At 62.0% G+C, this 26193-nt stretch carries 23 protein-coding genes; 17 read left to right on the top strand and 6 right to left on the bottom strand.

All coding sequences use genetic code 11. From position 1 onward, the window contains the following. The first annotated feature begins 32 nt into the window (after positions 1 to 32). From arcA to gltS, 6 genes are all read left to right on the top strand, one after another. Complete coding sequence (gene arcA / locus C2H86_RS06755; RefSeq protein WP_159411946.1) at positions 33 to 1286, top strand: arginine deiminase; 1254 nt, start codon at positions 33 to 35, stop codon at positions 1284 to 1286. A 69-nt stretch (positions 1287 to 1355) separates the two neighbouring features. Continuing rightward, positions 1356 to 2366, top strand: a complete 1011-nt coding sequence (locus C2H86_RS06760) for an ornithine carbamoyltransferase (protein WP_027920178.1) — start codon at positions 1356 to 1358, stop codon at positions 2364 to 2366. Positions 2367 to 2429: 63 nt separating this feature from the next. Continuing rightward, on the top strand, positions 2430 to 3359 hold the full coding sequence (arcC, locus tag C2H86_RS06765) for a carbamate kinase (RefSeq protein WP_103445529.1): 930 nt from the start codon (positions 2430 to 2432) through the stop codon (positions 3357 to 3359). Between the two features lie 54 nt (positions 3360 to 3413). Further along, complete coding sequence (locus tag C2H86_RS06770) at positions 3414 to 3782, top strand: DUF5064 family protein (RefSeq protein ID WP_159411947.1); 369 nt, start codon at positions 3414 to 3416, stop codon at positions 3780 to 3782. Positions 3783 to 3866: 84 nt separating this feature from the next. Then, on the top strand, positions 3867 to 5375 hold the full coding sequence (locus tag C2H86_RS06775) for a sigma-54-dependent transcriptional regulator (RefSeq protein WP_159411948.1): 1509 nt from the start codon (positions 3867 to 3869) through the stop codon (positions 5373 to 5375). Between the two features lie 108 nt (positions 5376 to 5483). Further along, on the top strand, positions 5484 to 6689 hold the full coding sequence (gene gltS / locus C2H86_RS06780; RefSeq protein WP_159411949.1) for a sodium/glutamate symporter: 1206 nt from the start codon (positions 5484 to 5486) through the stop codon (positions 6687 to 6689). A 91-nt stretch (positions 6690 to 6780) separates the two neighbouring features. Here gltS and C2H86_RS06785 read toward each other — a convergent pair whose 3' ends face one another. The 3 genes from C2H86_RS06785 to C2H86_RS06795 all read right to left on the bottom strand — a co-directional run bounded on the left by C2H86_RS06785 (position 6781) and on the right by C2H86_RS06795 (position 8986). Continuing rightward, the gene (locus C2H86_RS06785) at positions 6781 to 7047 is read right to left on the bottom strand and encodes a bacteriocin immunity protein (protein WP_159411950.1); all 267 of its coding nucleotides are present in this window, start codon (positions 7045 to 7047) and stop codon (positions 6781 to 6783) included. A 5-nt stretch (positions 7048 to 7052) separates the two neighbouring features. Further along, on the bottom strand, positions 7053 to 8090 hold the full coding sequence (locus C2H86_RS06790) for an S-type pyocin domain-containing protein (RefSeq protein WP_159411951.1): 1038 nt from the start codon (positions 8088 to 8090) through the stop codon (positions 7053 to 7055). Positions 8091 to 8269: 179 nt separating this feature from the next. Beyond that, on the bottom strand, positions 8270 to 8986 hold the full coding sequence (locus tag C2H86_RS06795) for a hypothetical protein (RefSeq protein ID WP_159411952.1): 717 nt from the start codon (positions 8984 to 8986) through the stop codon (positions 8270 to 8272). A gap of 554 nt (positions 8987 to 9540) precedes the next feature. On the opposite strand from C2H86_RS06795, the gene gcvH reads away from it, so the two are divergent. From gcvH to C2H86_RS06825, 6 genes are all read left to right on the top strand, one after another. After that, positions 9541 to 9924: a glycine cleavage system protein GcvH gene (gcvH, locus tag C2H86_RS06800; RefSeq protein ID WP_159411953.1), complete on the top strand. Its 384-nt coding sequence runs from the start codon at positions 9541 to 9543 to the stop codon at positions 9922 to 9924. A gap of 11 nt (positions 9925 to 9935) precedes the next feature. Further along, positions 9936 to 12791 carry an aminomethyl-transferring glycine dehydrogenase gene (gene gcvP, locus C2H86_RS06805; RefSeq protein WP_159411954.1) on the top strand — a complete coding sequence of 952 codons (2856 nt, stop codon included), beginning with the start codon at positions 9936 to 9938 and terminating at the stop codon, positions 12789 to 12791. A gap of 146 nt (positions 12792 to 12937) precedes the next feature. Next, the gene (locus tag C2H86_RS06810; RefSeq protein ID WP_159411955.1) at positions 12938 to 14314 is read left to right on the top strand and encodes an L-serine ammonia-lyase; all 1377 of its coding nucleotides are present in this window, start codon (positions 12938 to 12940) and stop codon (positions 14312 to 14314) included. Positions 14315 to 14341: 27 nt separating this feature from the next. Further along, on the top strand, positions 14342 to 15463 hold the full coding sequence (gene gcvT, locus C2H86_RS06815; protein WP_159411956.1) for a glycine cleavage system aminomethyltransferase GcvT: 1122 nt from the start codon (positions 14342 to 14344) through the stop codon (positions 15461 to 15463). Positions 15464 to 15820: 357 nt separating this feature from the next. After that, complete coding sequence (locus C2H86_RS06820) at positions 15821 to 16030, top strand: cold-shock protein (protein WP_016392187.1); 210 nt, start codon at positions 15821 to 15823, stop codon at positions 16028 to 16030. Between the two features lie 91 nt (positions 16031 to 16121). Continuing rightward, entirely contained in the window at positions 16122 to 16610 is a 489-nt protein-coding gene (locus tag C2H86_RS06825) for an RDD family protein (protein ID WP_103445539.1), read from the top strand. Between the two features lie 48 nt (positions 16611 to 16658). Here the strand turns inward: C2H86_RS06825 and lptG are convergent, their stop codons facing one another. After that, a complete protein-coding gene (gene lptG / locus C2H86_RS06830; RefSeq protein WP_159411957.1) occupies positions 16659 to 17720 on the bottom strand; it encodes an LPS export ABC transporter permease LptG in 1062 nt (353 codons plus the stop codon). After that, a complete protein-coding gene (gene lptF, locus C2H86_RS06835; RefSeq protein WP_159411958.1) occupies positions 17713 to 18828 on the bottom strand; it encodes an LPS export ABC transporter permease LptF in 1116 nt (371 codons plus the stop codon). Before lptF ends, lptG begins: the two co-directional genes overlap by 8 nt. A 289-nt stretch (positions 18829 to 19117) precedes the next feature. On the opposite strand from lptF, the gene C2H86_RS06840 reads away from it, so the two are divergent. The 5 genes from C2H86_RS06840 (at position 19118) to rlmF (ending at position 25632) form a co-directional block, all read left to right on the top strand. Beyond that, positions 19118 to 20611 (top strand): leucyl aminopeptidase, encoded by a 1494-nt coding sequence (locus C2H86_RS06840; RefSeq protein ID WP_159411959.1) that lies wholly within the window; start codon positions 19118 to 19120, stop codon positions 20609 to 20611. Positions 20612 to 20661: 50 nt separating this feature from the next. Next, on the top strand, positions 20662 to 21090 hold the full coding sequence (locus C2H86_RS06845; protein ID WP_159411960.1) for a DNA polymerase III subunit chi: 429 nt from the start codon (positions 20662 to 20664) through the stop codon (positions 21088 to 21090). Positions 21091 to 21095: 5 nt separating this feature from the next. After that, positions 21096 to 21470, top strand: a complete 375-nt coding sequence (locus C2H86_RS06850) for a DNA polymerase III subunit chi (protein WP_159411961.1) — start codon at positions 21096 to 21098, stop codon at positions 21468 to 21470. Between the two features lie 187 nt (positions 21471 to 21657). After that, the gene (locus C2H86_RS06855) at positions 21658 to 24504 is read left to right on the top strand and encodes a valine--tRNA ligase (protein WP_159411962.1); all 2847 of its coding nucleotides are present in this window, start codon (positions 21658 to 21660) and stop codon (positions 24502 to 24504) included. Between the two features lie 174 nt (positions 24505 to 24678). Further along, positions 24679 to 25632 carry a 23S rRNA (adenine(1618)-N(6))-methyltransferase RlmF gene (gene rlmF / locus C2H86_RS06860; protein ID WP_159411963.1) on the top strand — a complete coding sequence of 318 codons (954 nt, stop codon included), beginning with the start codon at positions 24679 to 24681 and terminating at the stop codon, positions 25630 to 25632. Between the two features lie 50 nt (positions 25633 to 25682). On the opposite strand, the gene C2H86_RS06865 is transcribed toward rlmF, so the two are convergent. Then, a complete protein-coding gene (locus C2H86_RS06865; RefSeq protein WP_103445548.1) occupies positions 25683 to 25964 on the bottom strand; it encodes an HU family DNA-binding protein in 282 nt (93 codons plus the stop codon). Positions 25965 to 26193 lie beyond the last annotated feature (229 nt).

Consider the following 26193-nt stretch of genomic DNA (forward strand, 5'->3'; position numbering starts at 1 on the left):
CCACGTCTTCGTTCAATTGGAGGAATGAAACCATGTCCGCTGAAAAACAGAAGTACGGTGTCCACTCCGAAGCCGGCAAACTGCGCAAGGTAATGGTTTGCGCACCGGGCCTGGCACACAAGCGGCTGACGCCAAGCAACTGTGACGAATTGCTGTTTGACGATGTGATCTGGGTCGATCAGGCCAAGCGTGACCATTTCGACTTCGTGACCAAGATGCGCGAGCGCGGCGTCGACGTGCTGGAAATGCACAACCTGCTGACCGACATCGTCCAGCAACCCGAGGCCCTGAAGTGGATCCTCGACCGCAAGATCACCGATGACACCGTCGGCGTAGGCCTGAACAACGAAGTTCGCAGCTGGCTGGAAGGCCTCGAACCACGCCACCTGGCCGAGTTCCTGATCGGTGGTGTGGCCGGCCAGGACCTGCCACAGAGCGAAGGCGCCGATGTGGTCAAGATGTACAACGACTACCTGGGCCATTCCAGCTTCATCCTGCCGCCGCTGCCCAACACCCAGTTCACCCGCGACACCACTTGCTGGATCTACGGTGGCGTGACGCTGAACCCGATGTACTGGCCGGCGCGTCGCCAGGAAACCCTGCTGACCACCGCCATCTACAAGTTCCACAAGGAGTTCACCAACGCCGACTTCGAAGTCTGGTACGGCGACCCGGACAAGGAACACGGCCAGTCCACCCTCGAAGGCGGTGACGTGATGCCGATCGGCAACGGCATCGTGCTGATCGGTATGGGCGAGCGCACTTCGCGTCAGGCCATCGGCCAGCTGGCACGCAACCTGTTCGCCAAGGGTGCGGTCAAGGAAGTCATCGTTGCCGGCCTGCCGAAGTCCCGCGCTGCCATGCACCTGGACACCGTGTTCAGCTTCTGCGACCGCGACCTGGTCACGGTCTTCCCGGAAGTGGTGAATGAGATCGTACCGTTCATCATCCGTCCGGACGAAAGCAAGCCTTACGGTATGGATGTGCGCCGTATCAACAAGTCGTTCATCGAGGTGGTCGGCGAGCAGCTGGGCGTCAAGCTGCGCGTGGTCGAGACCGGCGGCAACAGCTTCGCCGCCGAACGCGAACAGTGGGATGACGGCAACAACGTGGTGGCCATCGAGCCGGGCGTGGTCATCGGCTACGACCGCAACACCTACACCAACACCCTGCTGCGCAAGGCCGGCATCGAGGTCATCACCATCAGCGCCGGCGAGCTGGGCCGGGGCCGTGGCGGCGGCCACTGCATGACCTGCCCGATCGTGCGCGACCCAATCGACTACTAACGCCCATTACCCCCGGCCGCCCTCACAAAGCGGCGGCCGGTGTGTTCACCAAACTCAAGGAGAAAAGTCATGGCGTTCAACATTCACAACCGCAACCTGCTCAGCCTCGAACACCACACCACCCGCGAGCTGAAGTACCTGCTGGACCTGTCCCGCGACCTCAAGCGCGCCAAGTACACCGGCACCGAGCAGCAGCACCTGAAGGGCAACAACATCGCCCTGATCTTCGAGAAGACCTCGACCCGCACCCGCTGCGCCTTCGAAGTCGCCGCCTATGACCAGGGCGCCAACGTCACCTACATCGACCCCAACTCCTCGCAGATCGGCCACAAGGAAAGCATGAAGGACACCGCCCGCGTGCTGGGGCGCATGTACGATGCCATCGAGTACCGCGGCTTCAAGCAGGAAATCGTCGAGGAGCTGGCCAAGTTCGCCGGCGTGCCGGTGTTCAACGGCCTGACCGACGAATACCACCCGACCCAGATGATCGCCGACGTGCTGACCATGCGTGAGCACAGCGACAAGCCGCTGCACGACATCAGCTACGCCTACCTGGGCGACGCCCGCAACAACATGGGCAACTCGCTGCTGCTGATCGGCGCCAAGCTCGGCATGGATGTGCGCATCGCCGCGCCCAAGGCGCTGTGGCCTCATGACGACCTGGTTGAGCGTTGCCACAAGTACGCCGAAGAAAGCGGCGCACGCATCACCCTGACCGAAGACCCCAAGGCCGCGGTCAAGGGCGTCGACTTCATCCACACCGACGTCTGGGTCTCGATGGGCGAGCCGATCGAAGCCTGGGGCGAGCGCATCAAGCAGCTCAAGCCCTACCAGGTGAACAAGGAGCTGATGAAAGCCAGCGGCAACCCACGGACCAAGTTCATGCACTGCCTGCCGGCGTTCCACAACTCCGAGACCAAGGTCGGCAAGCAGATTGCCGAACAGTATCCGGACCTGGCCAACGGCATCGAAGTGACCGATGACGTGTTCGAGTCGCCGGCGTGCATCGCCTTCGAGCAGGCGGAAAACCGCATGCACACCATCAAGGCGATCCTGGTTTCGACCCTGGCTGACCTGTAAGCCGGCCGCGCCGCCCTTGCCCATGGGGCGGCGCCCCTCCCTCTTCGCTAAAGGACATTCCCCATGCGTATCGTTGTTGCATTGGGCGGCAACGCCCTGCTGCGCCGTGGCGAGCCCATGACCGCTGACAACCAGCGCGCCAATATCCGCACCGCCACCGAGCAGATTGCCAAGATTCACCCCGGCAACGAACTGGTCATCGCCCACGGCAACGGCCCCCAGGTCGGCCTGCTGTCGCTCCAGGGCATGGCCTACAAGCCCGACGAAGCCTACCCGCTCGACGTGCTCGGTGCCGAAACCGAAGGCATGATCGGCTACATGATCGAACAGGAGCTGGGCAACCTGCTGGCCTTCGAAGTGCCGTTCGCCACCCTGCTGACCCAGGTGGAAGTGGACGCCAACGACCCGGCCTTCAAGGACCCGAGCAAGTTCATCGGCCCGGTCTACAGCAAGGAAGAGGCCGAGCGCCTGGCCAAGGAAAAAGGCTGGGTGGTCAAGGCCGACGGCGACAAGTACCGCCGCGTGGTCGCCAGCCCGAAACCCAAGCGCATCTTCGAGATCCGCCCGATCAAGTGGCTGCTGGAAAAGAAAAGCATCGTGATCTGCGCCGGCGGTGGCGGCATCCCCACCATGTACGATGAAAACCGCAAGCTCAAAGGCATCGAGGCGGTGATCGACAAGGACCTGTGCTCGGCGCTGCTGGCCGAACAGCTGGAAGCCGACCTTCTGGTAATCGCCACGGACGTCGATGGCGCCTACATTGACTGGGGCAAGCCGACCCAGAAAGCCATTGCCCAGGCCCACCCCGACGAACTCGAACGCCTCGGCTTTGCCGCCGGCTCCATGGGGCCGAAGGTGCAGGCAGCCTGCGACTTTGCCCGGCACACCGGCAAGGTGGCGGTGATCAGCTCGCTGGAGAATATCGAGGGCATCGTCAAAGGCGTCGCCGGCACCCGCGTGAGCACCGAAAAGCCGGGTATCAGCTACCGTTGATTGCAGTGGGCGGGCGCCCGGCGCCCGTCATTCAACCTTCTGAAGGAGATCGCCATGGCCAAGTATGAGCCCGGTCATGTACATATCGAGCGCACTGCGCTGAACAACAATGACCACAGCTATGACCTCAACATCGAATACGAGGCGACTACCGATCCCAAGGAAGGCAGAGGTATCCAGTTCCGCATGCACGGCGGCATCGAAGGCAAGCCAGTGGATGAAAAGTTCTTCCTGGCCAAGGACCAGGTGTTGCCCAGCTTCCTCATGCTACTGACCCGCAAGGCGCAGTCTTATCTGACGCCGCCGAAGAAATTCGAGAACCTGAGCTCGCCGCACAAGCTCTATGACCATATGTTCGCGGATATTCGCGAGAAGCTGGATGTGAAGTCGGGCGACCCGATCAAGCCTGAACATCTGGAGTGATTTCAAGGACCGGGGGCTGCTGCGCAGCCCCGGCGATGTTAAGGCATACTACTGTCCTCCCCGGCCACAACCCCCGCCTCCCCCATGCGCATCCACGTCAGCTTCATCGACCGCGTCGGCATCACCCAGGAAGTCCTCGCCCTGCTCGGTGCCCGCAACCTCAACCTGGACGCCGTGGAGATGGTCCCACCAAACGTCTACATCGACGCCCCGACCCTCAGCCCCGCCGTGCTCGAAGAACTCCACGACGCGCTGTTCGAAGTCCGTGGCGTGCAGTCGGTGGACGTGGTCGACATCCTCCCCGGCCAGCGCCGCCACCTGCAGCTCGACGCCCTGCTCGCCGCCATGAGCGACCCGGTGCTGGCGGTGGACAGCGCTGGCAAGGTGCTGCTGGCCAACCCGGCGCTGATCGCCCTGTGCGGCCGTGAATCGGCCGGGCGCTCGGTGGGAGAGCTGTTCAACGACCCCGGCCTGCTGCAGGCCTTGCTGGACAACAACTTCCACCTGCCGATGCGCGAGATGCAGCTCAACGGCCAGAGCCTGCTGCTGGACGCCTCGCCAATCACCAACGCGGGCGGCCTGCTGACCTTGTATCCGCCCAACCGCATGGGTGAGCGTCTGTCGGCCCTGCACCACGACCACGCCGAAGGCTTCGATGCGCTGCTTGGTGAGTCGCCAGCGATTCGCACGCTCAAGGCCCGCGCCCTGCGCGTGGCGGCCCTCGACGCGCCGCTGCTGGTGCATGGCGAAACCGGCACCGGCAAAGAACTGGTGGCACGCGCCTGCCATGCCATCAGCAGCCGCCATGCCGCACCGTTCCTCGCCCTGAACTGCGCCGCACTGCCCGAGAGCCTGGCCGAGAGCGAGCTGTTCGGCTACGCACCCGGCGCCTTCACCGGCGCCCAGCGTGGCGGCAAACCGGGGCTGATGGAGCTGGCCAACCAAGGCACGGTGTTTCTCGACGAGATCGGCGAAATGTCGCCGTACCTGCAGGCCAAGCTGTTGCGCTTTCTCAGCGATGGCAGCTTCCGCCGCGTGGGCGGCGACCGCGAGGTGAAGGTGGATGTGCGCATCATCAGCGCCACCCACCGCGACCTGGAACGCATGGTCGCCGAAGGCACGTTCCGTGAAGACCTGTTCTACCGGCTGAATGTGCTCAACCTGCAGGTACCGCCGCTGCGTGATCGTGGCCAGGACATCCTGATGCTGGCGCACTACTTCATGCAGCAGGCTTGCACGCAGATTCAGCGCCCGCCTTGTCGTCTGACCCCGGCCACCCATTCGGCCTTGCTGGCCAACCCCTGGCCCGGCAACGTGCGCCAGCTGCAGAACGTGATTTTCCGTGCGGCGGCCATCTGCGAGAGCAACCTGGTGGATATCGGCGACCTGGACATCGCCGGCACCTCGGTGGCGCGTGGGCAGGATGGCGACGTGGCGAGCCTGGAGCAGGCGGTGGGGGACTTCGAGCGTGAACTGCTGCAGCGCCTATACGCCAGCTACCCCTCGACCCGGCAACTGGCCGGGCGCTTGCAGACATCGCATACGGCCATTGCTCAACGTTTGCGCAAGTACGGAATTCCCGGCAAAACCTAGGACTTGACGCCCCATTTCTAAGAATATCCCTACGAGTTCGACCGATACTTGCTCGCACGCTGCTGCGAAAATTGGCGTTCATCCCTGTTGCTGGAAAGAACGCCTCTCATGCTGGAACTCGACTTCTACGGCACTTTAGTCGCCGCTTCTCTCGTCCTGTTGCTGGGTCACGGGCTGGTCACACGTGTCACCATCCTGCGAACCTACAACATTCCCGAACCGGTTGCCGGTGGGCTGGTCGTTGCACTGATCTTGCTGGCATTACGCAGTTTCGATCTGAACGTGCAGTTCGATACTTCACTGCAGACGCCGCTGATGCTGGCGTTCTTCGCCACCATCGGCCTGAACGCAGACTTCGCCAGTTTGAAAAAAGGTGGACGCGTAGTCGCAATCTTCCTGGTCGTCGTGACCGGTTTGCTGCTGGTGCAGAACGCCATGGGCATCGGCTTGGCCACGGCGTTGGGGCTGGACCCGCTGATGGGCCTGCTGACCGGCTCCATCACGCTGTCCGGCGGCCATGGCACGGGCGCGGCCTGGAGCAGCACCTTCAGCGAAAAATATGGTTTGGCCTCCGCCTCGGAACTGGCCCTGGCCTCCGCCACCTTTGGTCTGGTGCTGGGCGGCCTGATTGGCGGCCCGGTTGCCCGCCTACTGATCAAACGTGTGCAGATCCCCGGCGCGGAGCAAACAGTACCTCACTTGCCCAAGGGTTTTGAAGAACCCCAAAAAGAACGCCTGATCACGCCCTTTTCGTTTATCGAAACCCTGGCGCTGATTTCCGTCAGCCTGCTCGGCGGCACACTCTTGAATGGTCAACTGCTCGGCACGGCCTTCGAGCTGCCCACCTTCGTGTGCGTCCTGTTTGTGGGCGTACTGCTACGCAACGGGCTTTCAGCGTTGGGCTTGTACCAGGTGTTCGAGCGTGAAGTGTCGGTGCTGGGTAATGTCAGTCTGTCGCTGTTCCTGGCCATTGCCCTGATGTCTCTCAAATTGTGGGACCTGGCAGCACTGGCCCTGCCCTTCCTGATCATACTGGCGGCGCAAACTTTGCTCATGGCCCTGTTCGCGATCTTCGTCACCTTCCGGGTCATGGGACGCAACTACGACGCTGCGGTACTGGCGGCAGGGCACTGCGGGTTCGGCCTGGGCGCCACACCGACCGCCATTGCCAACATGCAGGCCGTGACCCACCGCTTCGGGCCGTCGCAACTGGCGTTTCTAGTGGTGCCGATGGTGGGGGCGTTCTTTATCGACATCATTAACGTCATCGTGATCAAGCTGTATCTGGCGCTGCCGTTTTTTGCAGCAAGCTGATACACGGAGGGAAGCATTACTGAACTGGAAGATTGCGTCCCCTAAGTCGGAACTCCCCGCCATAACGCGACCGGGGAGTTCCATTGGGTGGTTATGAAACTTTGAAACCCGATAATCCCTGTTCAGCTCGCCATCTTTTAACTTCATTTACTACATCAGCTGGTGAGTCTCCAATTCCTACCTTTCTAGGCCGAAAAATCAGATTGGATCCTGCCGGATGCCCTGCCAAGCGTTCGAACTCCAGTATCCCTTGAGTGTGAGCCCGATCTGTTGGATAGAACCTAGGATCACCGTGATAGATTGCATACACTAGCTCAAAAAACTCTTTTTCCGTAAAATCAGATAATTCCTTGCGCATGAACCCTACCTTCCCTCATGAATTTCAGCATGGAATTTTGGCGACATTATCCGCATATTATCAACATCATATACCCCGCCACCATCGGCAATTCTTTTCACATGGTGAATCTCATATTTTATTCTTCCTCCAACCCGTTCATCCGGATCTGCAAGGAGAGCCAACCCTCTACGCATGATCAGTAGATCGCCAAGCTGGAATTGTTTCTCAAAGATTGGACTACGACCGATCAATTGCCAAAGTCGCCGACGAAATGCACCAAAGCTACTGTATTTCTTGCCTCGCAGTTTGCTGGCGATCTGAGCAGGAATCGGAGCCCCCTCTCTGTTTCCGTCATACAGGAACTCCCCCTGTATCAGTTGACCTTTACCTGATACCACCCCAGGCATATTCCTGGGACTTTTGAACATCACATAAAGGGGGGGTAACCCCGAGTCTGCCGGGAAGATGATGACGTAGTCATCAAACCCGACATCCGGCAAATCAGGGTATGCGTCGATTCGGCCTTCGAGCGGTTCGAGCGTAGGCCCAACCATCGCCGTTGCGCGTGGAGGGGTCGCTGGCAAGGTAGTCGAGCTGTCAGATTGCTCGACGGCGGGCGTCCAGATCAATGTTCTGGGTGGTAAATCGTCTGTGGTGACGATGTACTGACCGTTCTGCGCGTTGAATTCCGCCGCCAGTACCGGCACCGCAGAAGAGATGACATCGCCATCAGTGCGAACGGCGAACAATTCGGTCGGCCCGATCTGCTCGCGCTTGTCACCCATCCGTACCGGCAGGTCGACCGCGCCGAGTTCGACAGCAGCAGCCTGGGCAGCAGCATCGAGTTCGACGTTAAGGTCGGTCAGCGGCGTACTCAGGATGTAGTTGTCTTGCAGCTCCCCATTGCCCAGCTTGGGGGAATACAGCAAAGCAAAGGTTCCTGCCAGGAAGGACCCTGCCACCGCTTCGATCGAAGCGGCACCCACTGATAAGACGGCAGTGCGTATGGCCGTGGCCAGCTCTACGCCACCCTGCAGCGCCGGAGCTGCTGCCGTGGCCATGACGATGGCTGGCTTTGCCACTAGCTCAGATAGCGGAGCTTTGTAAGTGTTGGCTTGGCGTATGACCTGCTCTGCCAACGCCCTCTGGGCTGCGGTCTTCTCGGCTGCCTCGCGGGCTTTGACCTGTGCGGTAGCTAAAGCCTGGGCCCTGGCATGCGCCTCGGCTCGCGCCGCAGCTTCTAATTCTGCCTGGCTCGAGCCGCAGCTTCGGCTTCGGCTTGGGCTTGGGCTTGGGCTTGGGCTTGTGTCATTGCAAGCGCTTGTGCTTCAGCGCTTGCAATGGCTTGGTGCAACGCCCCGATCTGCGCCTGAAGTATCTGTATCTCAGCTTCACTCAACTGAGCCGAGTAAGCAGCGCGATAAGAACTTTTCAGTGCTTGTTCCAAGGCTGGAGGTCGCAAACGCATCTGTACGCTCAAGCGATAAGTTGCAACCGCATATTCAACGGGGCTTTTGCCGAATGGGGTCGAGCCGAAGTAACTGCTTGCAGCCGCGGGATGCCTGTTTAAATCCTGAGTTTTTCGCTCAACAAGCATACTTCGTACACTGACGTCCTGCCTGAGCACTTCAATATGAGTTTGTGGCTGCCCACCCAAACTCTGGTGAAGTGCTTGCGCATCCAATTCAATACGCTGCGCCACCATCGCTAATTGTGTTACATACTCATTTTTCGCTTCATCGTCAGCCGCTTTCATGGCATAAGGCGCTTTATTGAAAAGCGCGCGCTGTTCCTTTGCTTCTTTACTGCCAGCTTTCATATCCCTGAACCAGTCCCCCTGGGGATTGTTCCCCAACGGTGGTAGCGGCCCAGAATAACCAGGGGGAATGTCTAACTCAGGTGGCACTCCCTCTACATAGCTGTTGGCCAACTCTACTTGCCTGCGTTTTCTAGACATCCGTTTTTCCTCAGAAACGTGTGTTCGAAAGTGCAACTGCTTGAGATATCTGGCATATTTGGCCACTTGTACGTCATTTCAACTACGCGCCTGATACTCGGCAGCCAGCAGAGAATCTGCATGAAGAGTCATATAAAGTCGCAGCAGGCAATGCTACCAATTCAAAGAGAGATAGAACTACAAGAGCCAACTTAAACGGCAGACACGTAAAAACAGAAGTTTCTTACAACAACCAATAGAGCACCTGAAAACTACCTATTCATCTAAAAATTAAGCTAACCATCAACCGATCGTATCGATTTCGATACGTTGTAACGAATTCAATACAGCTACATCCTATCCAGTAAAGGCAAGGCCATGATTCCAATATATGTTTCTGGCGCGGCAGCCACTGTAACGATTTCATTACAGCACGCAGCGCACACTCGCTTGGATTTCATATATGTCATTGATTTATATATATTTTACTAGAGTGGCCGCATTATTGCTTATGGAATCCCAACCCAAGAGCGCGGACGTACCGCGCCCAACGCCCTGCTTCCCGAGGATTCCCCATGAGCGAGTTGCGTTTCACTGAAGATCACGAATGGCTGCGCGTCGAAGCCGACGGTAGCGTCACCGTGGGCATCACCGCCTACGCCCAGAACGCCCTTGGCGATGTGGTCTATGTGCAACTGCCCGAGCTGCAGCAGTACGACAAAGGTGCCGAAGCCTCCACCGTCGAATCGGTAAAAGCCGCCAGCGGCGTGTACATGCCCCTGACCGGTGAAGTGGTCGCCGTCAACGAAGGCCTCAACGACAGCCCCGAACTGGTCAACGAAGACCCGCTGGGCGAAGGCTGGTTCTTCCGCTTCAAGCCTGCCGACATGGCTGAAGTCACCGCCCTGCTCGACCAGGACGCCTACGACCGCCTGATCAAAGCCAACGACGACGCCTGAGGAATCCGACCATGACCATCAACCTCAGCACCGCCAACGAATTCATCGCCCGTCACATCGGCCCGCGCGCCGCTGACGAGCAAGCCATGCTCGCCACCCTGGGCTTCGACTCGCTGGAGGCCATGAGCGCCGCAGTCATCCCCGACAGCATCAAGGGCACCAGCGTGCTCGGCTCGGAAGATGGCCAGAGCGAGGCCGATGCCCTCGCTGCGCTGAAAGCCATCGCCGGCAAGAACGCGCTGTTCAAGAGCTACATCGGCCAGGGCTACTACAACACCCACACCCCGGCACCGATCTTGCGCAACCTGCTGGAAAACCCGGCCTGGTACACCGCCTACACTCCGTACCAGCCAGAAATTTCCCAGGGCCGCCTGGAAGCGCTGCTGAACTTCCAGACCCTGATCAGCGACCTCACCGGCCTGCCGATCGCCAACGCCTCCTTGCTCGACGAAGCCACCGCCGCTGCCGAAGCCATGACCTTCTGCAAGCGCCTGTCGAAGAACAAGGCCAGCCACACCTTCTTCGCCTCCGTGCACTGCCACCCGCAGACCCTCGACGTGCTGCGCACCCGTGCCGAGCCGCTGGGCATCGAGATCGTGGTCGGCGACGAGCGTGAGCTGGGCGATGTCAGCGCCTTCTTCGGCGCCCTGCTGCAATACCCGGCCAGCAACGGCGAAGTGTTCGACTACCGCGACGTCGTCGAGCGCTTCCACGCAGCCAACGCCCTGGTTGCCGTTGCCGCCGACCTGCTGGCCCTGACCCTGCTGACCCCGCCAGGCGAGTTCGACGCCGACGTGGCCATCGGCAGTGCCCAGCGCTTCGGCGTGCCACTGGGCTTCGGTGGCCCGCACGCGGCCTACTTCGCCACGCGTGATGCCTTCAAGCGCGACATGCCAGGCCGCCTGGTCGGCGTGTCCATCGACCGCTTCGGCAAGACCGCCCTGCGCCTGGCCATGCAGACCCGCGAACAGCACATCCGCCGCGAGAAGGCCACCAGCAACATCTGCACCGCCCAGGTGCTGCTGGCCAACATCGCCAGCATGTTCGCCGTGTACCACGGCCCGGCCGGCCTCAAGCGCATTGCCGAACGCACCCACGCCCTGACCGCGATTCTGGCAGCCGGCCTGAAAACCCTGGGCCTGGACGTGGTTGGCGAAACCGCCTTCGACACCTTGACCCTGGCCACTGGCAGCGCCACCGCCAGCCTGCACGACAAGGCCCGCGCCCAGCGCATCAACCTGCGCCAGATCGACGCCGCTCACCTGGGCCTGTCGCTCGACGAGACCAGCACCCAGGCCGACGTCGAAGTCCTCTGGCAGCTGTTCGGCGCTGACCAGGCCCAGCCTGACTTCGCCGCTCTGGCCGCCAGCACCGGCTCGCGCCTGCCGGCCGCCCTGCTGCGCCAGTCGGCCATCCTCGAGCACCCGGTGTTCAACCGCTACCACAGCGAAACCGAGCTGATGCGCTACCTGCGCCGCCTGGCCGACAAGGACCTGGCCCTGGACCGCAGCATGATCCCGCTGGGCTCGTGCACCATGAAGCTCAACGCTGCCAGCGAAATGATCCCGGTGACCTGGGCCGAATTCGGCAACCTGCACCCGTTCGCCCCGGCCGCGCAGAGCCAGGGCTACCTGCAGATGACCACCGAGCTGGAAGCCATGCTCTGCGCCGCCACCGGCTACGACGCCGTGTCGCTGCAGCCCAACGCCGGCTCCCAGGGTGAGTACGCAGGCCTCTTGGCCATCCGCGCCTACCACCGCAGCCGTGGCGAAGGCCACCGCGACATCTGCCTGATCCCGTCTTCGGCCCACGGCACCAACCCCGCCACCGCACACATGGCCGGCATGCGCGTGGTGGTCACGGCCTGTGACGCCCGTGGCAACGTCGATGTCGAGGACCTGCGCGCCAAGGCCATCGAACACCGCGAGCGCCTGGCCGCGATCATGATCACCTACCCGTCGACCCACGGCGTGTTCGAGGAAGCGATCGGCGAAATCTGCGCGATCATCCACGACAACGGAGGCCAGGTTTATATCGACGGCGCCAACATGAATGCCATGGTCGGCCTGTGCGCCCCAGGCAAGTTCGGTGGGGACGTGTCGCACCTGAACCTGCACAAGACCTTCTGCATCCCGCACGGCGGTGGCGGCCCGGGCGTCGGCCCGATCGGCGTCAAGTCGCACCTGGCGCCATTCCTGCCAGGCCACGCTGCGCTTGCAAACACCGAGGGCGCGGTGTGCGCCGCGCCGTTCGGCAGCGCCAGCATCCTGCCGATCACCTGGATGTACATTCGCATGATGGGCGGTGCCGGCCTCAAGCGTGCTTCGCAGATGGCCATCCTCAACGCCAACTACATCGCCCGCCGCCTGGAAGAGCACTATCCTGTCCTGTACACCGGTGGCAATGGCCTGGTCGCCCACGAATGCATCCTCGACCTGCGCCCGCTCAAGGACACCAGCGGCATCAGCGTCGATGACGTGGCCAAGCGCCTGATCGACTTCGGTTTCCATGCGCCGACCATGTCGTTCCCGGTGGCCGGCACGCTGATGATCGAACCGACCGAGAGCGAGTCCAAAGAAGAACTGGATCGCTTCTGCGACGCGATGATCCAGATCCGCGAGGAAATTCGCGCGGTGGAAACCGGCAGCCTGGACAAGGACGACAACCCGCTGAAGAACGCCCCGCACACTGCGGCAGAGCTGGTTGGCGAATGGGCCCATGGCTACAGCCGCGAGCAGGCGGTGTACCCGCTGCCGAGCCTGGTGGAAGGCAAGTACTGGCCGCCAGTTGGCCGGGTCGACAACGTGTTTGGTGACCGCAACCTGGTCTGCGCCTGCCCGTCGATCGAGAGCTATCAGGACGCCTGAGGCGGCCTTTAGGAAGCTGGGGCCGCTTTGCGGCCCAATCGCGACGCAAGGCCGCTCCCACAGGGACCGCGCCGCTCTTTGTGGGAGCGGCCTTGTGTCGCGAAAGGGCTGCGTAGCAGCCCCAAAGATCTTCAGGAGGATCCACCATGTCACTGAGCGTCTTCGACTTGTTCAAGATCGGCATCGGCCCCTCCAGCTCCCACACGGTCGGCCCGATGCGCGCCGCCGCACGCTTCGCCGAAGGGCTGCGCCGCGATGGCCTGCTGGCCAGCACCGTTTGCGTCAAGGCCGAGCTGTATGGCTCGCTCGGCGCCACCGGTAAAGGCCACGGCAGCGACAAGGCGGTATTGCTCGGCCTGGAAGGCGAGCACCCAGATACCATCGACACCGAATCCATCCCCGCCCGCCTGCAGGCCATCCGCACCAGCGGCCAGCTCAGCCTGCTGGGTGAGCAGACCATCGCCTTCGTTGAGAAGCAGCACCTGGCGATGATCCGCAAACCCCTGGCCTATCACCCCAACGGCATGATCTTTCGTGCCTTCGATGCCGCCGGGCTGCAAATCCGCAGCCGCGAGTACTACTCGGTGGGCGGCGGCTTCGTAGTCGACGAAGATGCCGCCGGCCAGGACCGCATCGTCGAGGACAGCACCGTGCTGGCCTACCCTTTCAAGACCGCCAAGGAACTGCTCGGCCACTGCACCGCGCAGCACCTGTCGATCAGCCAGGTGATGCTGGCCAACGAGGCGGCCTGGCGCCCGGAAGCCGAAACCCGCGCCGGGCTGCTGCGCATCTGGCAGGTCATGCAGGACTGCGTAGAGGCCGGCTGCCGCCATGAGGGCATCCTGCCCGGCGGGCTCAAGGTCAAGCGCCGTGCTCCGGCGTTGTACCGGCAGCTCAGCCGTCACCCGGAAGCGAGCCTGCGCGATGCCCTGTCGGTACTCGACTGGGTCAACCTCTACGCCTTGGCAGTCAATGAGGAAAACGCCTACGGCGGGCGCGTGGTCACCGCACCGACCAATGGTGCAGCGGGTATCGTCCCTGCAGTTCTGCACTACTACATGCGCTTCGTCCCTGGCGCCAGCGAGGACGGCGTGGTGCGTTTTCTGCTCACCGCTGCCGCGATCGGCATCCTCTACAAGGAAAACGCCTCGATTTCCGGAGCCGAGGTCGGCTGCCAGGGCGAGGTCGGCGTGGCCTGTTCGATGGCTGCAGGCGCCCTGTGCGAAGTGATGGGCGGTACCCCGCAACAAGTGGAGAACGCCGCTGAAATCGGCATGGAGCATAACCTCGGCCTGACCTGCGACCCGATAGGTGGCCTGGTTCAGGTGCCCTGCATCGAGCGCAACGCCATGGGCTCGGTGAAGGCCATCAACGCCGTGCGCATGGCCCTGCGTGGTGACGGGCAACACTACGTCTCGCTCGACAAGGTGATCCGTACCATGCGCCAGACCGGTGCCGACATGAAAAGCAAATACAAGGAGACCGCCCGCGGCGGTCTGGCCGTCAACATCATCGAATGTTGACCCGATAAAAAAACCAAGGAGTCACCGATGTCCGAAACACTGCAAAAGACCCCGCTGCACGCCCTGCACCTGGAACTGGGCGCGCGCATGGTGCCGTTCGCCGGCTTCGACATGCCAGTGCAGTATCCACTGGGCGTGCTCAAGGAACACCTGCATACCCGCGAGCAGGCCGGCCTGTTCGATGTCTCGCACATGGGCCAGATCGTCCTGCGCGGCGCCGACGCAGCCAAGGCCCTGGAGTCGCTGGTGCCGGTGGACATCATCGACCTGCCGGTGGGGATGCAGCGCTATGCCATGTTCACCAACGAGCAAGGCGGCATCCTTGATGACCTTATGGTCGCCAATCTGGGTGGCGACACCCTGTTCCTGGTGGTCAACGCGGCGTGCAAGGACCAGGACCTGGCCCATCTGCAGAAACACATCGGCAGCCGTTGTGAAGTGCAGCCTCTGTTCGAAGAACGTGCCCTGCTCGCCCTGCAAGGCCCGGCGGCGGTCAAGGTGCTTGAGCGCCTGGCGCCGGAAGTGGCGGGCATGACCTTCATGCAGTTCCGCCCGGTGCAACTGCTGGGTGTAGACTGCTTCGTCAGCCGCTCGGGTTATACCGGCGAAGACGGCTATGAGATCTCCGTGCCGGTGGGCACTGCCGAAGCCCTGGCGCGTCGCCTGCTGGCCGAGCCTGAGGTGCAGCCTATCGGCCTGGGTGCGCGCGACTCGCTGCGCCTGGAAGCTGGCCTGTGCCTGTATGGCCACGACATGAACACCGAAACCACCCCGGTCGAAGCCAGCCTGCTGTGGGCGATTTCCAAAGTACGCCGTGCCGATGGCGCGCGTGCCGCCGGTTTCCCGGGTGCCGAGGCCATATTTGCCCATCAGCGCGATGGCGTGGCGCGCAAACGTGTGGGCTTGTTGCCGCAGGAACGTACGCCAGTACGTGAAGGCGCGGATATTGTCGATGCAAACGATAAACCCGTAGGCAAAGTGTGCAGTGGTGGCTTTGGCCCGACACTCGGCGCACCTGTAGCAATGGGTTATATCGATAGTGAACATGCTGCAATCGATACGCCTCTGTTTGCCGTGGTACGCGGCAAGAAGGTTGCCTTGAAAGTCAGCAAAATGCCTTTCGTTGCACAGCGTTACTACCGTGGCTGAAGGTAGCGTCTGAGGTGTACGGGCAGGTGCTAAATATTCGATTTCGAACCTGCCCAATAACTTTTGAACATGGCGCCAGGCCAGGCGCCACGCCGTTTCCGACAAATCTGTCGGTTATCGGAAAAACGCCGATTTTCTATACGACCAAGGGCTTGTTTTTTTCTCGGGAGTTGGCGTAGAGTCACTGCACTGTGTTTGCATGGGTCGCAACAGTTCGTGACCTGGGCCAGTAGCCGAGATTTGCTACAACCCGTTCGACGTCTCTTACTTTCCTGCAACCCAGCCCAGTAATCTTTCACTCATATATAACGTGAAAGAAACTGTCATCAAAATTTAAGCTTCATAGGAAATAAGACAATGGCTGAGCGTCAGAACGGTACCGTCAAGTGGTTCAATGACGAAAAAGGTTACGGCTTCATCACCCCAGAAAGCGGTCCGGATCTGTTCGTGCACTTCCGTGCCATCGAAGGTAACGGCTTCAAGAGCCTGAAAGAAGGCCAGAAGGTCACCTTTGAAGCAGTCCAAGGCCAAAAAGGCATGCAGGCTGACAAAGTCCAGCCTGTCTAAGCACAAGCCCGACTTCTAAAAAGCCCCTGCCATATGCAGGGGTTTTTTTTTGCCCGTAGAATAGCGGCTTCGCCATTCGGAGCTGTTCTGCATGTCCAAGCCTCTGCTCTCCCCCCAGGGTGATTTCCCACCGGTCGGCCTGGGCCGACGCCTGGCGGCGATGTTCTACGACTTCCTGCTGTGCACGGCACTGCTGATCGTCACCGCCGGGGCCTACAAGATGATCCAGATGACGATCATCGGCGAAGCCCGCATGCGTGAACTGACCGAGGCCGGCGCGCTGGATGGCGACCCGCTGCTCTCGACCGTGCTGCTGTTCGCCCTGTTCGGCTTCTTTGCCAAGTTCTGGACCCATGGCGGCCAGACCCTGGGCATGCAGGTGTGGGGCGTGCGTGTGCAGAACGCCGACGGCAGCGCGATCAGCCTGTGGCAGGCACTGTTGCGCTTCGTGGTGTCGATTGCTTCTTGGCTGTGCCTGGGGCTTGGGTTCTTCTGGTCGCTGATCGACAAGCGCAAACGCGGCTGGCATGACATCTATTCGGACACCCAACTGGTGCGGGTACCGAAGCAGAAAAAGTAGGCACAAAAAAGCCGACCCTGGGGTCGGCTTTTTCAACTGCTCAGGTCATCAACCCGCCCGACGCAACAACCACACCCCAGCCAAGGCACAGATGCCTGCCGGAATCACCACCGCCAGCAACGGTGGGAAGCCGAACACCTGGCTCGACGGGCCCAGCAAATCCTGGCCGATGCGGAACGCGAAGCCCACCAGCACGCCGGTGAACACGCGCTGGCCGAGGGTGACCGAACGCAGCGGGCCGAAGATGAAGGAGATCGCCATCAACACCAATGCTGCGGTCACGATCGGTTGCATGACCTTGGTCCAGAACGCCAGCCAGTAGCGAGCGTTGTTCAGGCCCTGGTCGGACAGGTAGTGGATGTAGTCCCACAGCCCGGTGATCGACAGCGACTCGGGGGCCATGATCACGGTATTGAGCAGTTGCGGCGTCAGCGAAACATCCCAGTTTTCGGTCGGGGCTTTGACCACTTCGGTGTGGTCACCGCGGAAGTGGGTCGTGCTGACATCGCTGAGCACCCAGTGGTCTTCCTCATACTGGGCACGGCGGGCGAAGCTCGAAGTCTGAATCTTGCGCTCGTTATCGAAACGGTAGCGGGTGACGCCCAGTAGCAGGCCATTGGGCTGCACGGCGTTGATGTGTACGAACTCCTCACCCTGGCGGTGCCACATGCCATGCTTGGACGATTGCGCTTCACCACCACCTTGAGCCAGCGAGCGGTCGGCCTGGGCCTTGTTCTCGGTGACGGGAGCTACATATTCACCAATCAGCAGGCCGGCCAGCATCAGCACCAGCATCGGCTTCATCACCGCCCAGACAATACGGCCAATGGATACACCGGCAGCGCGCATGATGGTCAGCTCGCTGCTGCTGGCGAGGCTGCCCAGGCCGATCAGGCAGCCGATCAGCGCCGCCATCGGCAACATGTCGTACAGACGCCGCGGTGCTGTCAACAGGACGAAGCTGCCCGCATCCATCAGGGTATAGGTATCACTCAGGTCGCCCATCTCATCGATGAAGGCGAACAGCGAAGCCAGGCCGAGGATGATCCCCAGCACGGCCAGGATGGCCAGCAACACGCTCTGGCCGATATAGCGGTCGAGCTTAGCCATGGGCTACCTCCGCACGACGGGCAGCCAGCTTCAGGCGCACGGGTTCCCAGTACATCAGGGCCAGGCCGACCAACAGGAACAGGCCGTGCACCCACCAGATGCCCAGGCCGATCGGCAATTTGCCTTTCTCCAGAGCGCCGCGTACGGAAATCAGCATCGTCAGGTAAGCCATGTAGAGAAGAATCGCCGGCAGCAGCTTGAGGAAGCGGCCCTGGCGCGGGTTGACCCTGGCCAGTGGCACGGCCATCAGGGTCACGATGAATACCAGGATCGGCAGCGACAGGCGCCATTGCAGCTCGGCACGCTCTCGCAGGTCGGTCTTGCCGAACAGATCAAGCGTCGGAATCGCTTCGCGGTCGGTCACTTCTTCGGCGACCTCCGGCTTTGGCAGCAACACGCCGTAGGTGTCGTACTTGATTGCACGGTAATCGGCCTGGCCGGGGTTGCCGTCATAGCGGTAGCCGTTTTCCAACACCAGGTAGCGATTGCCATCGGCTTGTATTTCCTGATGGCCCTTTTCTGCAACCAGTACCGAAGGCGCGCGGTCCTTGGTCTTGTCCTGATTGAAGCGCTTCTCGGAAATGAACACCCCGCCCAGCTTGATGCGGTCGTCGGACAGCGCTTCAGTGTAGGTGACCCGGCTACCGTCACGCAGGGTCTGGAAGCGGCCCGCCTCCAGCGTGTCGAACTCCGTCAGGGTGTCCTGCTGGGCAATGATCTGCTGCACTTGGGCAACACCCAGCGGCGCCAGGCTCAGGCTCAGCCACGCAACCACCAGGGCGACCAGCGCCGCTGGCGCCATGGTCAGGCCCAGCAGGCGCTGCTGGCTCATGCCGGTTGCCGACAGGACGGTCATTTCGCTTTCCAGATACAGCCGGCCGTAGGCCAGGAGAATGCCGAGGAACAAACCCAACGGCAGAATCAGCTGCAGGAAACCAGGCAAGCGGAAACCCATGATCAGGAACAGCACGCCAGGGTCGAGGATGCCCTGGGCCGCCTGGGCCAGGTACTTGATGAAGCGCCCGCTCATGATGATCACCAGCAGCACGGCGCTGACGGCGCTCAAGGTCACCAGGACCTCGCGGGACAGATAACGAAAGACGATCAAACCAGACACTCCTGGGTTGTCAGGGGCGGACTGCCAAACATTGGCCTGTGACAGCCAGGACCAAAGCCGGTTCGCCGACGGCGAACCTCCATATGAAGTGCGCGCATTATCCTGTGATTGGCCGCGCCTGTCACTTGGCCGCGCATGAAGGCCCACATCGGGCTTGTCAGCACGCTTGCGGGAGGCTCAAACTGGCAGCTTTTCCGCTGGCACGCGACAACGCGGCCAGGCCCGTCCAGAGCGCGAATTCGCATAGCGCCAACTGCATAGATCATTCGGGGACCCTGACATGGAACTGGTTGTAAAAAGCGTAGCCGCTGCATCCGTAAAAACCGCCACTCTGGTGGTGCCGGTCGGTGAAGGGCGCAAGCTCGGTACCGTGGCCAAGGCCGTCGACCAAGCCTGCGAAGGCGCCATCAGCGCGGTGATCAAGCGTGGCGACCTGGCCGGCAAGCCTGGCCAGACCCTGTTGCTGCAGAGCGTGCCAGGCCTGAAGGCCGAGCGCGTGCTGCTGGTCGGCAGCGGCAAGGACGAAGCCCTCGGTGACCGCGCATGGCGCAAGCTGGTGGCCAGCGTGGCCGGCGTGCTCAAGGGTCTGAACGGCGGCGATGCCGTGCTGGCCCTGGACGACATCGCGGTCAGCAACCGCGACGCCCACTACGGCAAATACCGCCTGCTGGCCGAGACGCTGCTCGACGGTGAATACGTGTTCGACCGTTTCAAGAGCCAGAAGGCCGAACCGCGTGCCCTGAAGAAGGTCACCGTGCTGGCCGACAAGGCCGGCCTGGCCGAGGTCGAGCGCGCCGTCAAGCACGCCAGCGCCATCGCCACCGGCATGGCCTTTACCCGCGACCTGGGTAACCTGCCGCCCAACCTGTGCCACCCGAGCTTCCTGGCCGAGCAGGCCAAGGAACTGGGCAAGGCCCACAAGGGCCTGAAGGTCGAAGTGCTGGACGAGAAGAAGATCAAGGACCTGGGCATGGGCGCGTTCTATGCCGTGGGTCAGGGCAGCGACCAGCCGCCACGCCTGATCGTGCTGAACTACCAGGGCGGCAAGAAGGCCGACAAGCCGTTCGTGCTGGTGGGCAAGGGCATCACTTTCGATACCGGCGGCATCAGCCTCAAGCCAGGCGCCGGCATGGATGAAATGAAATACGACATGTGCGGCGCCGCCAGCGTGTTCGGCACCCTGCGCGCGGTCCTCGAACTGCAGCTGCCGATCAACCTGGTGTGCCTGCTGGCCTGCGCCGAGAACATGCCGAGCGGCGGTGCCACCCGCCCAGGCGACATCGTCACCACCATGAGTGGCCAGACCGTCGAGATCCTCAACACCGACGCCGAAGGCCGCCTGGTGCTGTGCGACACCCTGACCTACGCCGAACGCTTCAAGCCGCAGGCGGTGATCGACATCGCCACCCTGACCGGCGCCTGCATCGTCGCCCTGGGCAGCCACACCTCGGGCCTGATGGGCAACAACGACGAGCTGGTCGGCCAACTGCTCGATGCCGGCAAGCGTGCCGACGACCGTGCCTGGCAGCTGCCGCTGTTCGACGAGTACCAGGAACAACTCGACAGCCCGTTCGCCGACATGGGCAACATTGGTGGGCCGAAAGCCGGCACCATCACCGCGGGCTGCTTCCTGTCTCGCTTCGCCAAGGCCTACAACTGGGCGCACATGGACATCGCCGGCACGGCCTGGATCAGCGGCGGCAAGGACAAGGGCGCTACCGGTCGCCCGGTCCCGCTGCTGACCCAGTACCTGCTGGACCGCGCTGGCGCCTGATGCCATGACGCTGGCGGCACCCCAGGTGCCGCCGGCTGGCAGACCACACCATGAGCAAAGTCGATTTCTATATCCTGCCCACCGACTCGCTGTCGGCGCGGCTGGACTTCGCCTGCAAGCTGTGCGAGAAGGCCTGGCGCCTCGGCCACCGGGTCTACCTGCATTGCCAGGATGCCGAGCAGCGCAACGAGCTGGATCAACGCCTGTGGCGCTTCAAGGGCGAAGCCTTCGTGCCCCACGACCTGGCCGAAGTGCACGCAGATGCCAGGGTAGCCTTGGGCCTTGCCGACGATGCCGGCGAACACCGTGACTTGCTGATCAACCTGGGTGCCGGTGTACCGGGGTTCGTCGGCCAGTTCGAGCGGGTTGCCGAGATCGTTGTCGAGGAGCCCGGCATTCGCCAATCGGCCCGCGAGCGGTTCCGTTTCTACCGCGAACAGGGCTATGCTCTGCAAGACCACCGCTTACAGCGACTTTAACGACGATGGACAAGCCTTCCGCCCTACCCGACTCCGCCCATCTGCTGGATGATCTGGAATCGATTCGCCAGCTGCTCGGCGATGCCGACCTGCAGCCGCCGCTGCTGACCGAAACGGTCGAGCAGATTCCCCTGTTGCTCGATGTACCTGCAGGTAACGCGACGCCAGCGCCTGAAGCCGAGCCCGCAGCAGCAGCTGAGCCCGAGGATGATCCGCAGACCCGCCGCCAGGACACCCTGCTGCACCTGGAGAGCGAGTTGCGAGCCGCCGCGCAGATGATCATGCAGGACGTGATCAACGACTTCACCCCGCATATCGAGAACGAGATCAAGCGCCGCCTGGATGCGCGGATCGAGCGGTTGATCAAGCGCTCGGAATAACATCGTTGGGGGCGCTTTGCGCCCCTTTCGCGACACAAGGCCGCTCCCACAGTGAGCGCAGTCCTCCTGTGGGAGCGGCCTTGTGTCGCGAAAGGGCTGCAAAGCAGCCCCCGGCCTGTCGCCTAAACCCTGTGCCTTCGTTATACTTTTCGGCTTTCCCGAATAAATGCACAGGGTCCCGCCGCGCATGGATAAGACCTACCAGCCGCACGCCATCGAAACTTCCTGGTACAACACCTGGGAGTCCGAAAACTATTTCGCTCCACAAGGTGCAGGTGAGTCCTACACCATCATGATCCCGCCACCGAACGTGACGGGCAGCCTGCACATGGGGCACGGTTTCAACAACGCGATCATGGACGCCCTGATCCGTTTCCGCCGCATGCAAGGCCGCGACACCCTGTGGCAGCCAGGTACCGACCACGCCGGTATCGCCACGCAGATGCTGGTCGAGCGCCAGCTCGAGGCCAAGGGCCAGAACCGTCACGACCTGGGCCGTGAGAAGTTCCTGGAGAAAGTCTGGGAATGGAAGGATCAATCGGGTGGCAACATCAGCCGCCAGATCCGCCGCCTGGGCTCGTCGGTCGACTGGAGCCGCGAGCGCTTCACCATGGACGACGGCCTGTCCGAGGCGGTCAAGGAAGCCTTCGTGCGCCTGCACGAGGACGGCCTGATCTACCGCGGCAAGCGCCTGGTCAACTGGGACACCAAGCTGCACACGGCCATTTCCGACCTCGAAGTGGAAAACCACGACGAGAAGGGCCACCTGTGGAACCTGCGCTACCCGCTGGCCGACGGCGCCAAGACCGCCGAGGGCAAGGACTACCTGGTGGTCGCCACCACCCGTCCGGAGACCCTGCTCGGTGATGCCGCCGTTGCCGTCAACCCGACCGACGAGCGCTACCAGGCACTGATCGGCAAGTTCGTCGAACTGCCACTGGTCGGCCGCCGCATCCCGATCATCGCCGACGACTACTGCGACCCGGAATTCGGCACTGGCTGCGTCAAGATCACCCCGGCCCACGACTTCAACGACTACGAAGTCGGCAAACGCCACAACCTGCCGCTGCTGAACATCTTCGACAAGAACGCCCTGGTGCTGTCCGCCGCCCAGGCCTTCAACCTCGATGGCAGCCTCAACGAGCAGATCGACACCAGCCTGCCTGCCCAGTACGCCGGCCTCGACCGTTTCGTCGCGCGCAAGCAGATCGTCGCCGACCTGGACGCCCAGGGCCTGCTGGTGAGCATCGATGACCACGCCCTGAAAGTGCCGAAAGGCGACCGTTCGGGCACCGTCATCGAGCCATGGCTGACCGACCAGTGGTACGTCTCCACCAAGCCGCTGGCAGAACCTGCCATCGAAGCCGTGGAAGATGGCCGTATCCAGTTCGTGCCCAAGCAATACGAGAACATGTACTTCTCCTGGATGCGCGACATCCAGGACTGGTGCATCAGCCGCCAGCTGTGGTGGGGCCACCGCATCCCGGCCTGGTACGACGAGGCCGGCCAGGTGTATGTCGGCCGCAATGAAGAAGAAGTCCGCGCCAAGCACAACCTCGGCAGCGATGTGAACCTGCGCCAGGACGACGACGTCCTCGACACCTGGTTCAGCTCGGGCCTGTGGACTTTCTCCACCCTGGGCTGGCCGGAACAGACCGAGTTCCTGAAGAAGTTCCACTCCACCGACGTGCTGGTGACCGGCTTCGACATCATCTTCTTCTGGGTTGCGCGCATGATCATGCTGACCATGCACCTGATCAAGAACGAAGACGGCACCCCGCAGGTACCGTTCAAGACCGTGTACGTGCACGGCCTGGTGCGCGATGGCCAGGGCCAGAAGATGTCCAAGTCCAAGGGCAACGTGCTTGACCCGCTGGACATCGTCGATGGCATCACCCTCGATGCCCTGCTGGAAAAACGCACCAGCGGCATGATGCAGCCCAAGCTTGCCGAGAAGATCGCCAAGCAGACCAAGGCCGAGTTCCCGGAAGGTATCGCCAGCTACGGCACCGACGCCCTGCGCTTCACCTTCTGCTCGCTGGCCTCGACCGGCCGCGACATCAAGTTCGACATGGGCCGCGTCGAAGGCTACCGCAACTTCTGCAACAAGATCTGGAACGCCGCCCGCTACGTGCTGGACAAGGGCGAGGACTGCGGCCAGAACGGCGAAGCCTGCGAGCTGTCGCTGGCGGACCGCTGGATCATCTCGCAGCTGCAGCGCACCGAAGCCGAAGTAACCCGCCAGCTCGAGCAGTTCCGCTTCGACCTGGCCAGCCAGGCGCTGTACGAGTTCATCTGGAACCAGTACTGCGACTGGTACCTGGAACTGTCAAAGCCTGTGCTGTGGGACGAAAACGCCCCGGTCGAGCGCGCCCGCGGCACCCGTCGCACTCTGGTCCGTGTGCTGGAAGTGGCGCTGCGTCTGGCGCACCCGTTCATGCCGTTCATCACCGAAGAAATCTGGCAGCGCATCGCACCGCTGGCCGGTATCGAAGGCAAGACCATCATGCTGCAGCCATGGCCAGTGGCCAATGAAAGCCGCATCGATGCCGCCGCCGAAGGTGATATCGAGTGGCTGAAGGAGCTGATGGTCGGCCTGCGCAACATCCGCGCCGAGATGAACATTGGCCCAGGCAAGCCATTGCCGCTGTTCCTCAAGAACGCCAACGCCGACGACCAGCGTCGCCTGCAGGAAAACGAAGCCCTGCTGAAGAAGCTGGCCAAGGTCGAATCGTTCACCGTGCTCGGCGATGCCGACGAAGCACCGCTGTCGGCCACCGCTCTGGTTGGCGACCTGCAGGTGCTGGTACCGATGGCCGGCCTGATCGACAAGGACGCCGAGCTGGCGCGCCTGAGCAAGGAAATCCAGCGCCTGCAGGGTGAAGTCCAGCGCGTGGGCGGCAAGCTGTCCAACGCCGCCTTCGTCGACAAGGCGCCGCCTGCCGTGATCGAGAAGGAACGCGCCAAGCTGGCCGAGTCCGAACAGGCCCTGGCCAACTTCACCGAGCAGCATGCGCGGATTGCAGCGCTGTAACCTGACATTGCTGATCTGAGCAGCGAGGGCTTCGCCCTCGTTCGCGGCACAAGGCCGCTCCCACAGGAATGGCGCTGCCTTCAAGGAGCACCACTATCCTGTGGGAGCGGCCTTGTGCCGCGAATGGGCCGCACAGCGGCCCTCTGGCCAGCACATGCAAAACCGGACCCGAGCATGACTCCGAACAAACCCACCCTGCACCCGCGCAACCGCCACCAGGGTCGCTACGACTTCCCCAGCCTGATCAAGGCCCACCCTGACCTGGCCCGCTTCACCATCACCAATCCCCACGGCAAACCCAGCATCGACTTCGCCAACCCTGAAGCCGTGCGTGTGTTCAACCGTGCCCTGCTCAAGGCGCAATACGGCATCCAGCACTGGGACATCCCGGCCGACTACCTGTGCCCGCCAATCCCCGGCCGCGCCGACTACATTCACGTGGCCGCCGACCTGCTGGCCGAGGACAATGCCGGCGAGGTGCCCAGAGGCGCCCAGGTGCGTGCGCTGGATATCGGCGTAGGTGCCAACTGCATCTACCCGCTGCTCGGCCATAGCGATTACCGTTGGCGTTTCCTCGGCTCGGACATCGACCCGGTTGCGCTGGCCTCGGCCAAGGCCATCGTCCAGGCCAACGGTTTGACCAAGGGCATCAGCCTGCGCCAGCAAGCCAGCCGCAAGCACATCCTCAGCGGCCTATTGCAAGCGGATGAGCGTTTCGACCTGACATTGTGCAACCCACCCTTCCATGCCTCGCGCGAGGAAGCCACCCGTGGCAGCCAGCGCAAGTGGAAGAACCTCGGCAAGCAAGACCCTAAGCGCAAGCTGCCAGTGCTCAACTTCGGCGGGCAGAACAACGAACTGTGGTGCGAGGGCGGCGAGATCCGCTTCGTCACCCAGCTGGTCGACGAAAGCGCACAGTACGCACAGCAGGTGCTGTGGTTCACCAGCCTGGTGTCCAAGGCCAGCAACCTGCCTGGCATCGAGGCGGCATTGAAGAAGGCCGGTGCCAAGGCGGTGCGCATCACCGAGATGGGCCAGGGCCAGAAGCAGAGCCGCATGGTCGCGTGGAGCTTCCACGACGACATCGCACGCCAGGCCTGGCACGCCGGGCGCAAATCGCAGGCATGAAAAAACCGCGCCCGGGCAAGCCGGGCGCGGTTCGGTCAACGCATCAACAATTACTTGTTGATGGAATCGTTCAGGGCTTTGGCCGGAACGAACTTGACGACTTTCTTGGCAGCGATTTCGATGGCAGCGCCAGTCGAAGGGTTGCGGCCGGTACGGGCAGGACGCTCGCTGACTTTCAGCTTGCCGATGCCTGGCAGGGTGATTTCAGCGCCGTTTTCCAGTTGGTCGGCAACGATCTGGCCCAGTTGCTCCAGTGCGTTGCGAGCGGTGGTTTTTGGCGCGTCGATGGCTTCAGCGATGTCGGCAATCAGTTGGTCTTTGGTCAATGCCATGGTGGTGTTCCTTCCCTATCTAAATCAGTAGTTATGCAGCGTTCTACGACGTTATCGGGCCAGCCCCTGGATTCTGGAGGGCCGCGCCAATCGCGAATGTAGATGCGCAAATCGGCGTTTGGTTCGACACGGCATGAGCACGCTGCCAGCAATGCGCCACACGAGGGGCGCAAGACGGCGCAAAGCTACCACAGGAATGGATAAATATCCGCTACCCGCTTCGATTTAG

Origin of the sequence: Pseudomonas putida (assembly GCF_009883635.2) — a bacterium.
Lineage (GTDB): Bacteria > Pseudomonadota > Gammaproteobacteria > Pseudomonadales > Pseudomonadaceae > Aquipseudomonas > Aquipseudomonas putida_W.

Excerpts from the sequence above, each read along its gene's own strand:
- arcA (WP_159411946.1), top strand. The coding sequence starts at position 33 with ATGTCCGCTGAAAAACAGAAGTACGGTGTCCACTCCGAAGCCGGCAAA.
- C2H86_RS06760 (WP_027920178.1), top strand. The coding sequence starts at position 1,356 with ATGGCGTTCAACATTCACAACCGCAACCTGCTCAGCCTCGAACACCAC.
- arcC (WP_103445529.1), top strand. The coding sequence starts at position 2,430 with ATGCGTATCGTTGTTGCATTGGGCGGCAACGCCCTGCTGCGCCGTGGC.
- C2H86_RS06770 (WP_159411947.1), top strand. The coding sequence starts at position 3,414 with ATGGCCAAGTATGAGCCCGGTCATGTACATATCGAGCGCACTGCGCTG.
- C2H86_RS06775 (WP_159411948.1), top strand. The coding sequence starts at position 3,867 with ATGCGCATCCACGTCAGCTTCATCGACCGCGTCGGCATCACCCAGGAA.
- gltS (WP_159411949.1), top strand. The coding sequence starts at position 5,484 with ATGCTGGAACTCGACTTCTACGGCACTTTAGTCGCCGCTTCTCTCGTC.
- C2H86_RS06785 (WP_159411950.1), bottom strand. The coding sequence starts at position 7,047 with ATGCGCAAGGAATTATCTGATTTTACGGAAAAAGAGTTTTTTGAGCTA.
- C2H86_RS06790 (WP_159411951.1), bottom strand. The coding sequence starts at position 8,090 with ATGGCCACGGCAGCAGCTCCGGCGCTGCAGGGTGGCGTAGAGCTGGCC.
- C2H86_RS06795 (WP_159411952.1), bottom strand. The coding sequence starts at position 8,986 with ATGTCTAGAAAACGCAGGCAAGTAGAGTTGGCCAACAGCTATGTAGAG.
- gcvH (WP_159411953.1), top strand. The coding sequence starts at position 9,541 with ATGAGCGAGTTGCGTTTCACTGAAGATCACGAATGGCTGCGCGTCGAA.
- gcvP (WP_159411954.1), top strand. The coding sequence starts at position 9,936 with ATGACCATCAACCTCAGCACCGCCAACGAATTCATCGCCCGTCACATC.
- C2H86_RS06810 (WP_159411955.1), top strand. The coding sequence starts at position 12,938 with ATGTCACTGAGCGTCTTCGACTTGTTCAAGATCGGCATCGGCCCCTCC.
- gcvT (WP_159411956.1), top strand. The coding sequence starts at position 14,342 with ATGTCCGAAACACTGCAAAAGACCCCGCTGCACGCCCTGCACCTGGAA.
- C2H86_RS06820 (WP_016392187.1), top strand. The coding sequence starts at position 15,821 with ATGGCTGAGCGTCAGAACGGTACCGTCAAGTGGTTCAATGACGAAAAA.
- C2H86_RS06825 (WP_103445539.1), top strand. The coding sequence starts at position 16,122 with ATGTCCAAGCCTCTGCTCTCCCCCCAGGGTGATTTCCCACCGGTCGGC.
- lptG (WP_159411957.1), bottom strand. The coding sequence starts at position 17,720 with ATGGCTAAGCTCGACCGCTATATCGGCCAGAGCGTGTTGCTGGCCATC.
- C2H86_RS06840 (WP_159411959.1), top strand. The coding sequence starts at position 19,118 with ATGGAACTGGTTGTAAAAAGCGTAGCCGCTGCATCCGTAAAAACCGCC.
- C2H86_RS06845 (WP_159411960.1), top strand. The coding sequence starts at position 20,662 with ATGAGCAAAGTCGATTTCTATATCCTGCCCACCGACTCGCTGTCGGCG.
- C2H86_RS06850 (WP_159411961.1), top strand. The coding sequence starts at position 21,096 with ATGGACAAGCCTTCCGCCCTACCCGACTCCGCCCATCTGCTGGATGAT.
- C2H86_RS06855 (WP_159411962.1), top strand. The coding sequence starts at position 21,658 with ATGGATAAGACCTACCAGCCGCACGCCATCGAAACTTCCTGGTACAAC.
- rlmF (WP_159411963.1), top strand. The coding sequence starts at position 24,679 with ATGACTCCGAACAAACCCACCCTGCACCCGCGCAACCGCCACCAGGGT.
- C2H86_RS06865 (WP_103445548.1), bottom strand. The coding sequence starts at position 25,964 with ATGGCATTGACCAAAGACCAACTGATTGCCGACATCGCTGAAGCCATC.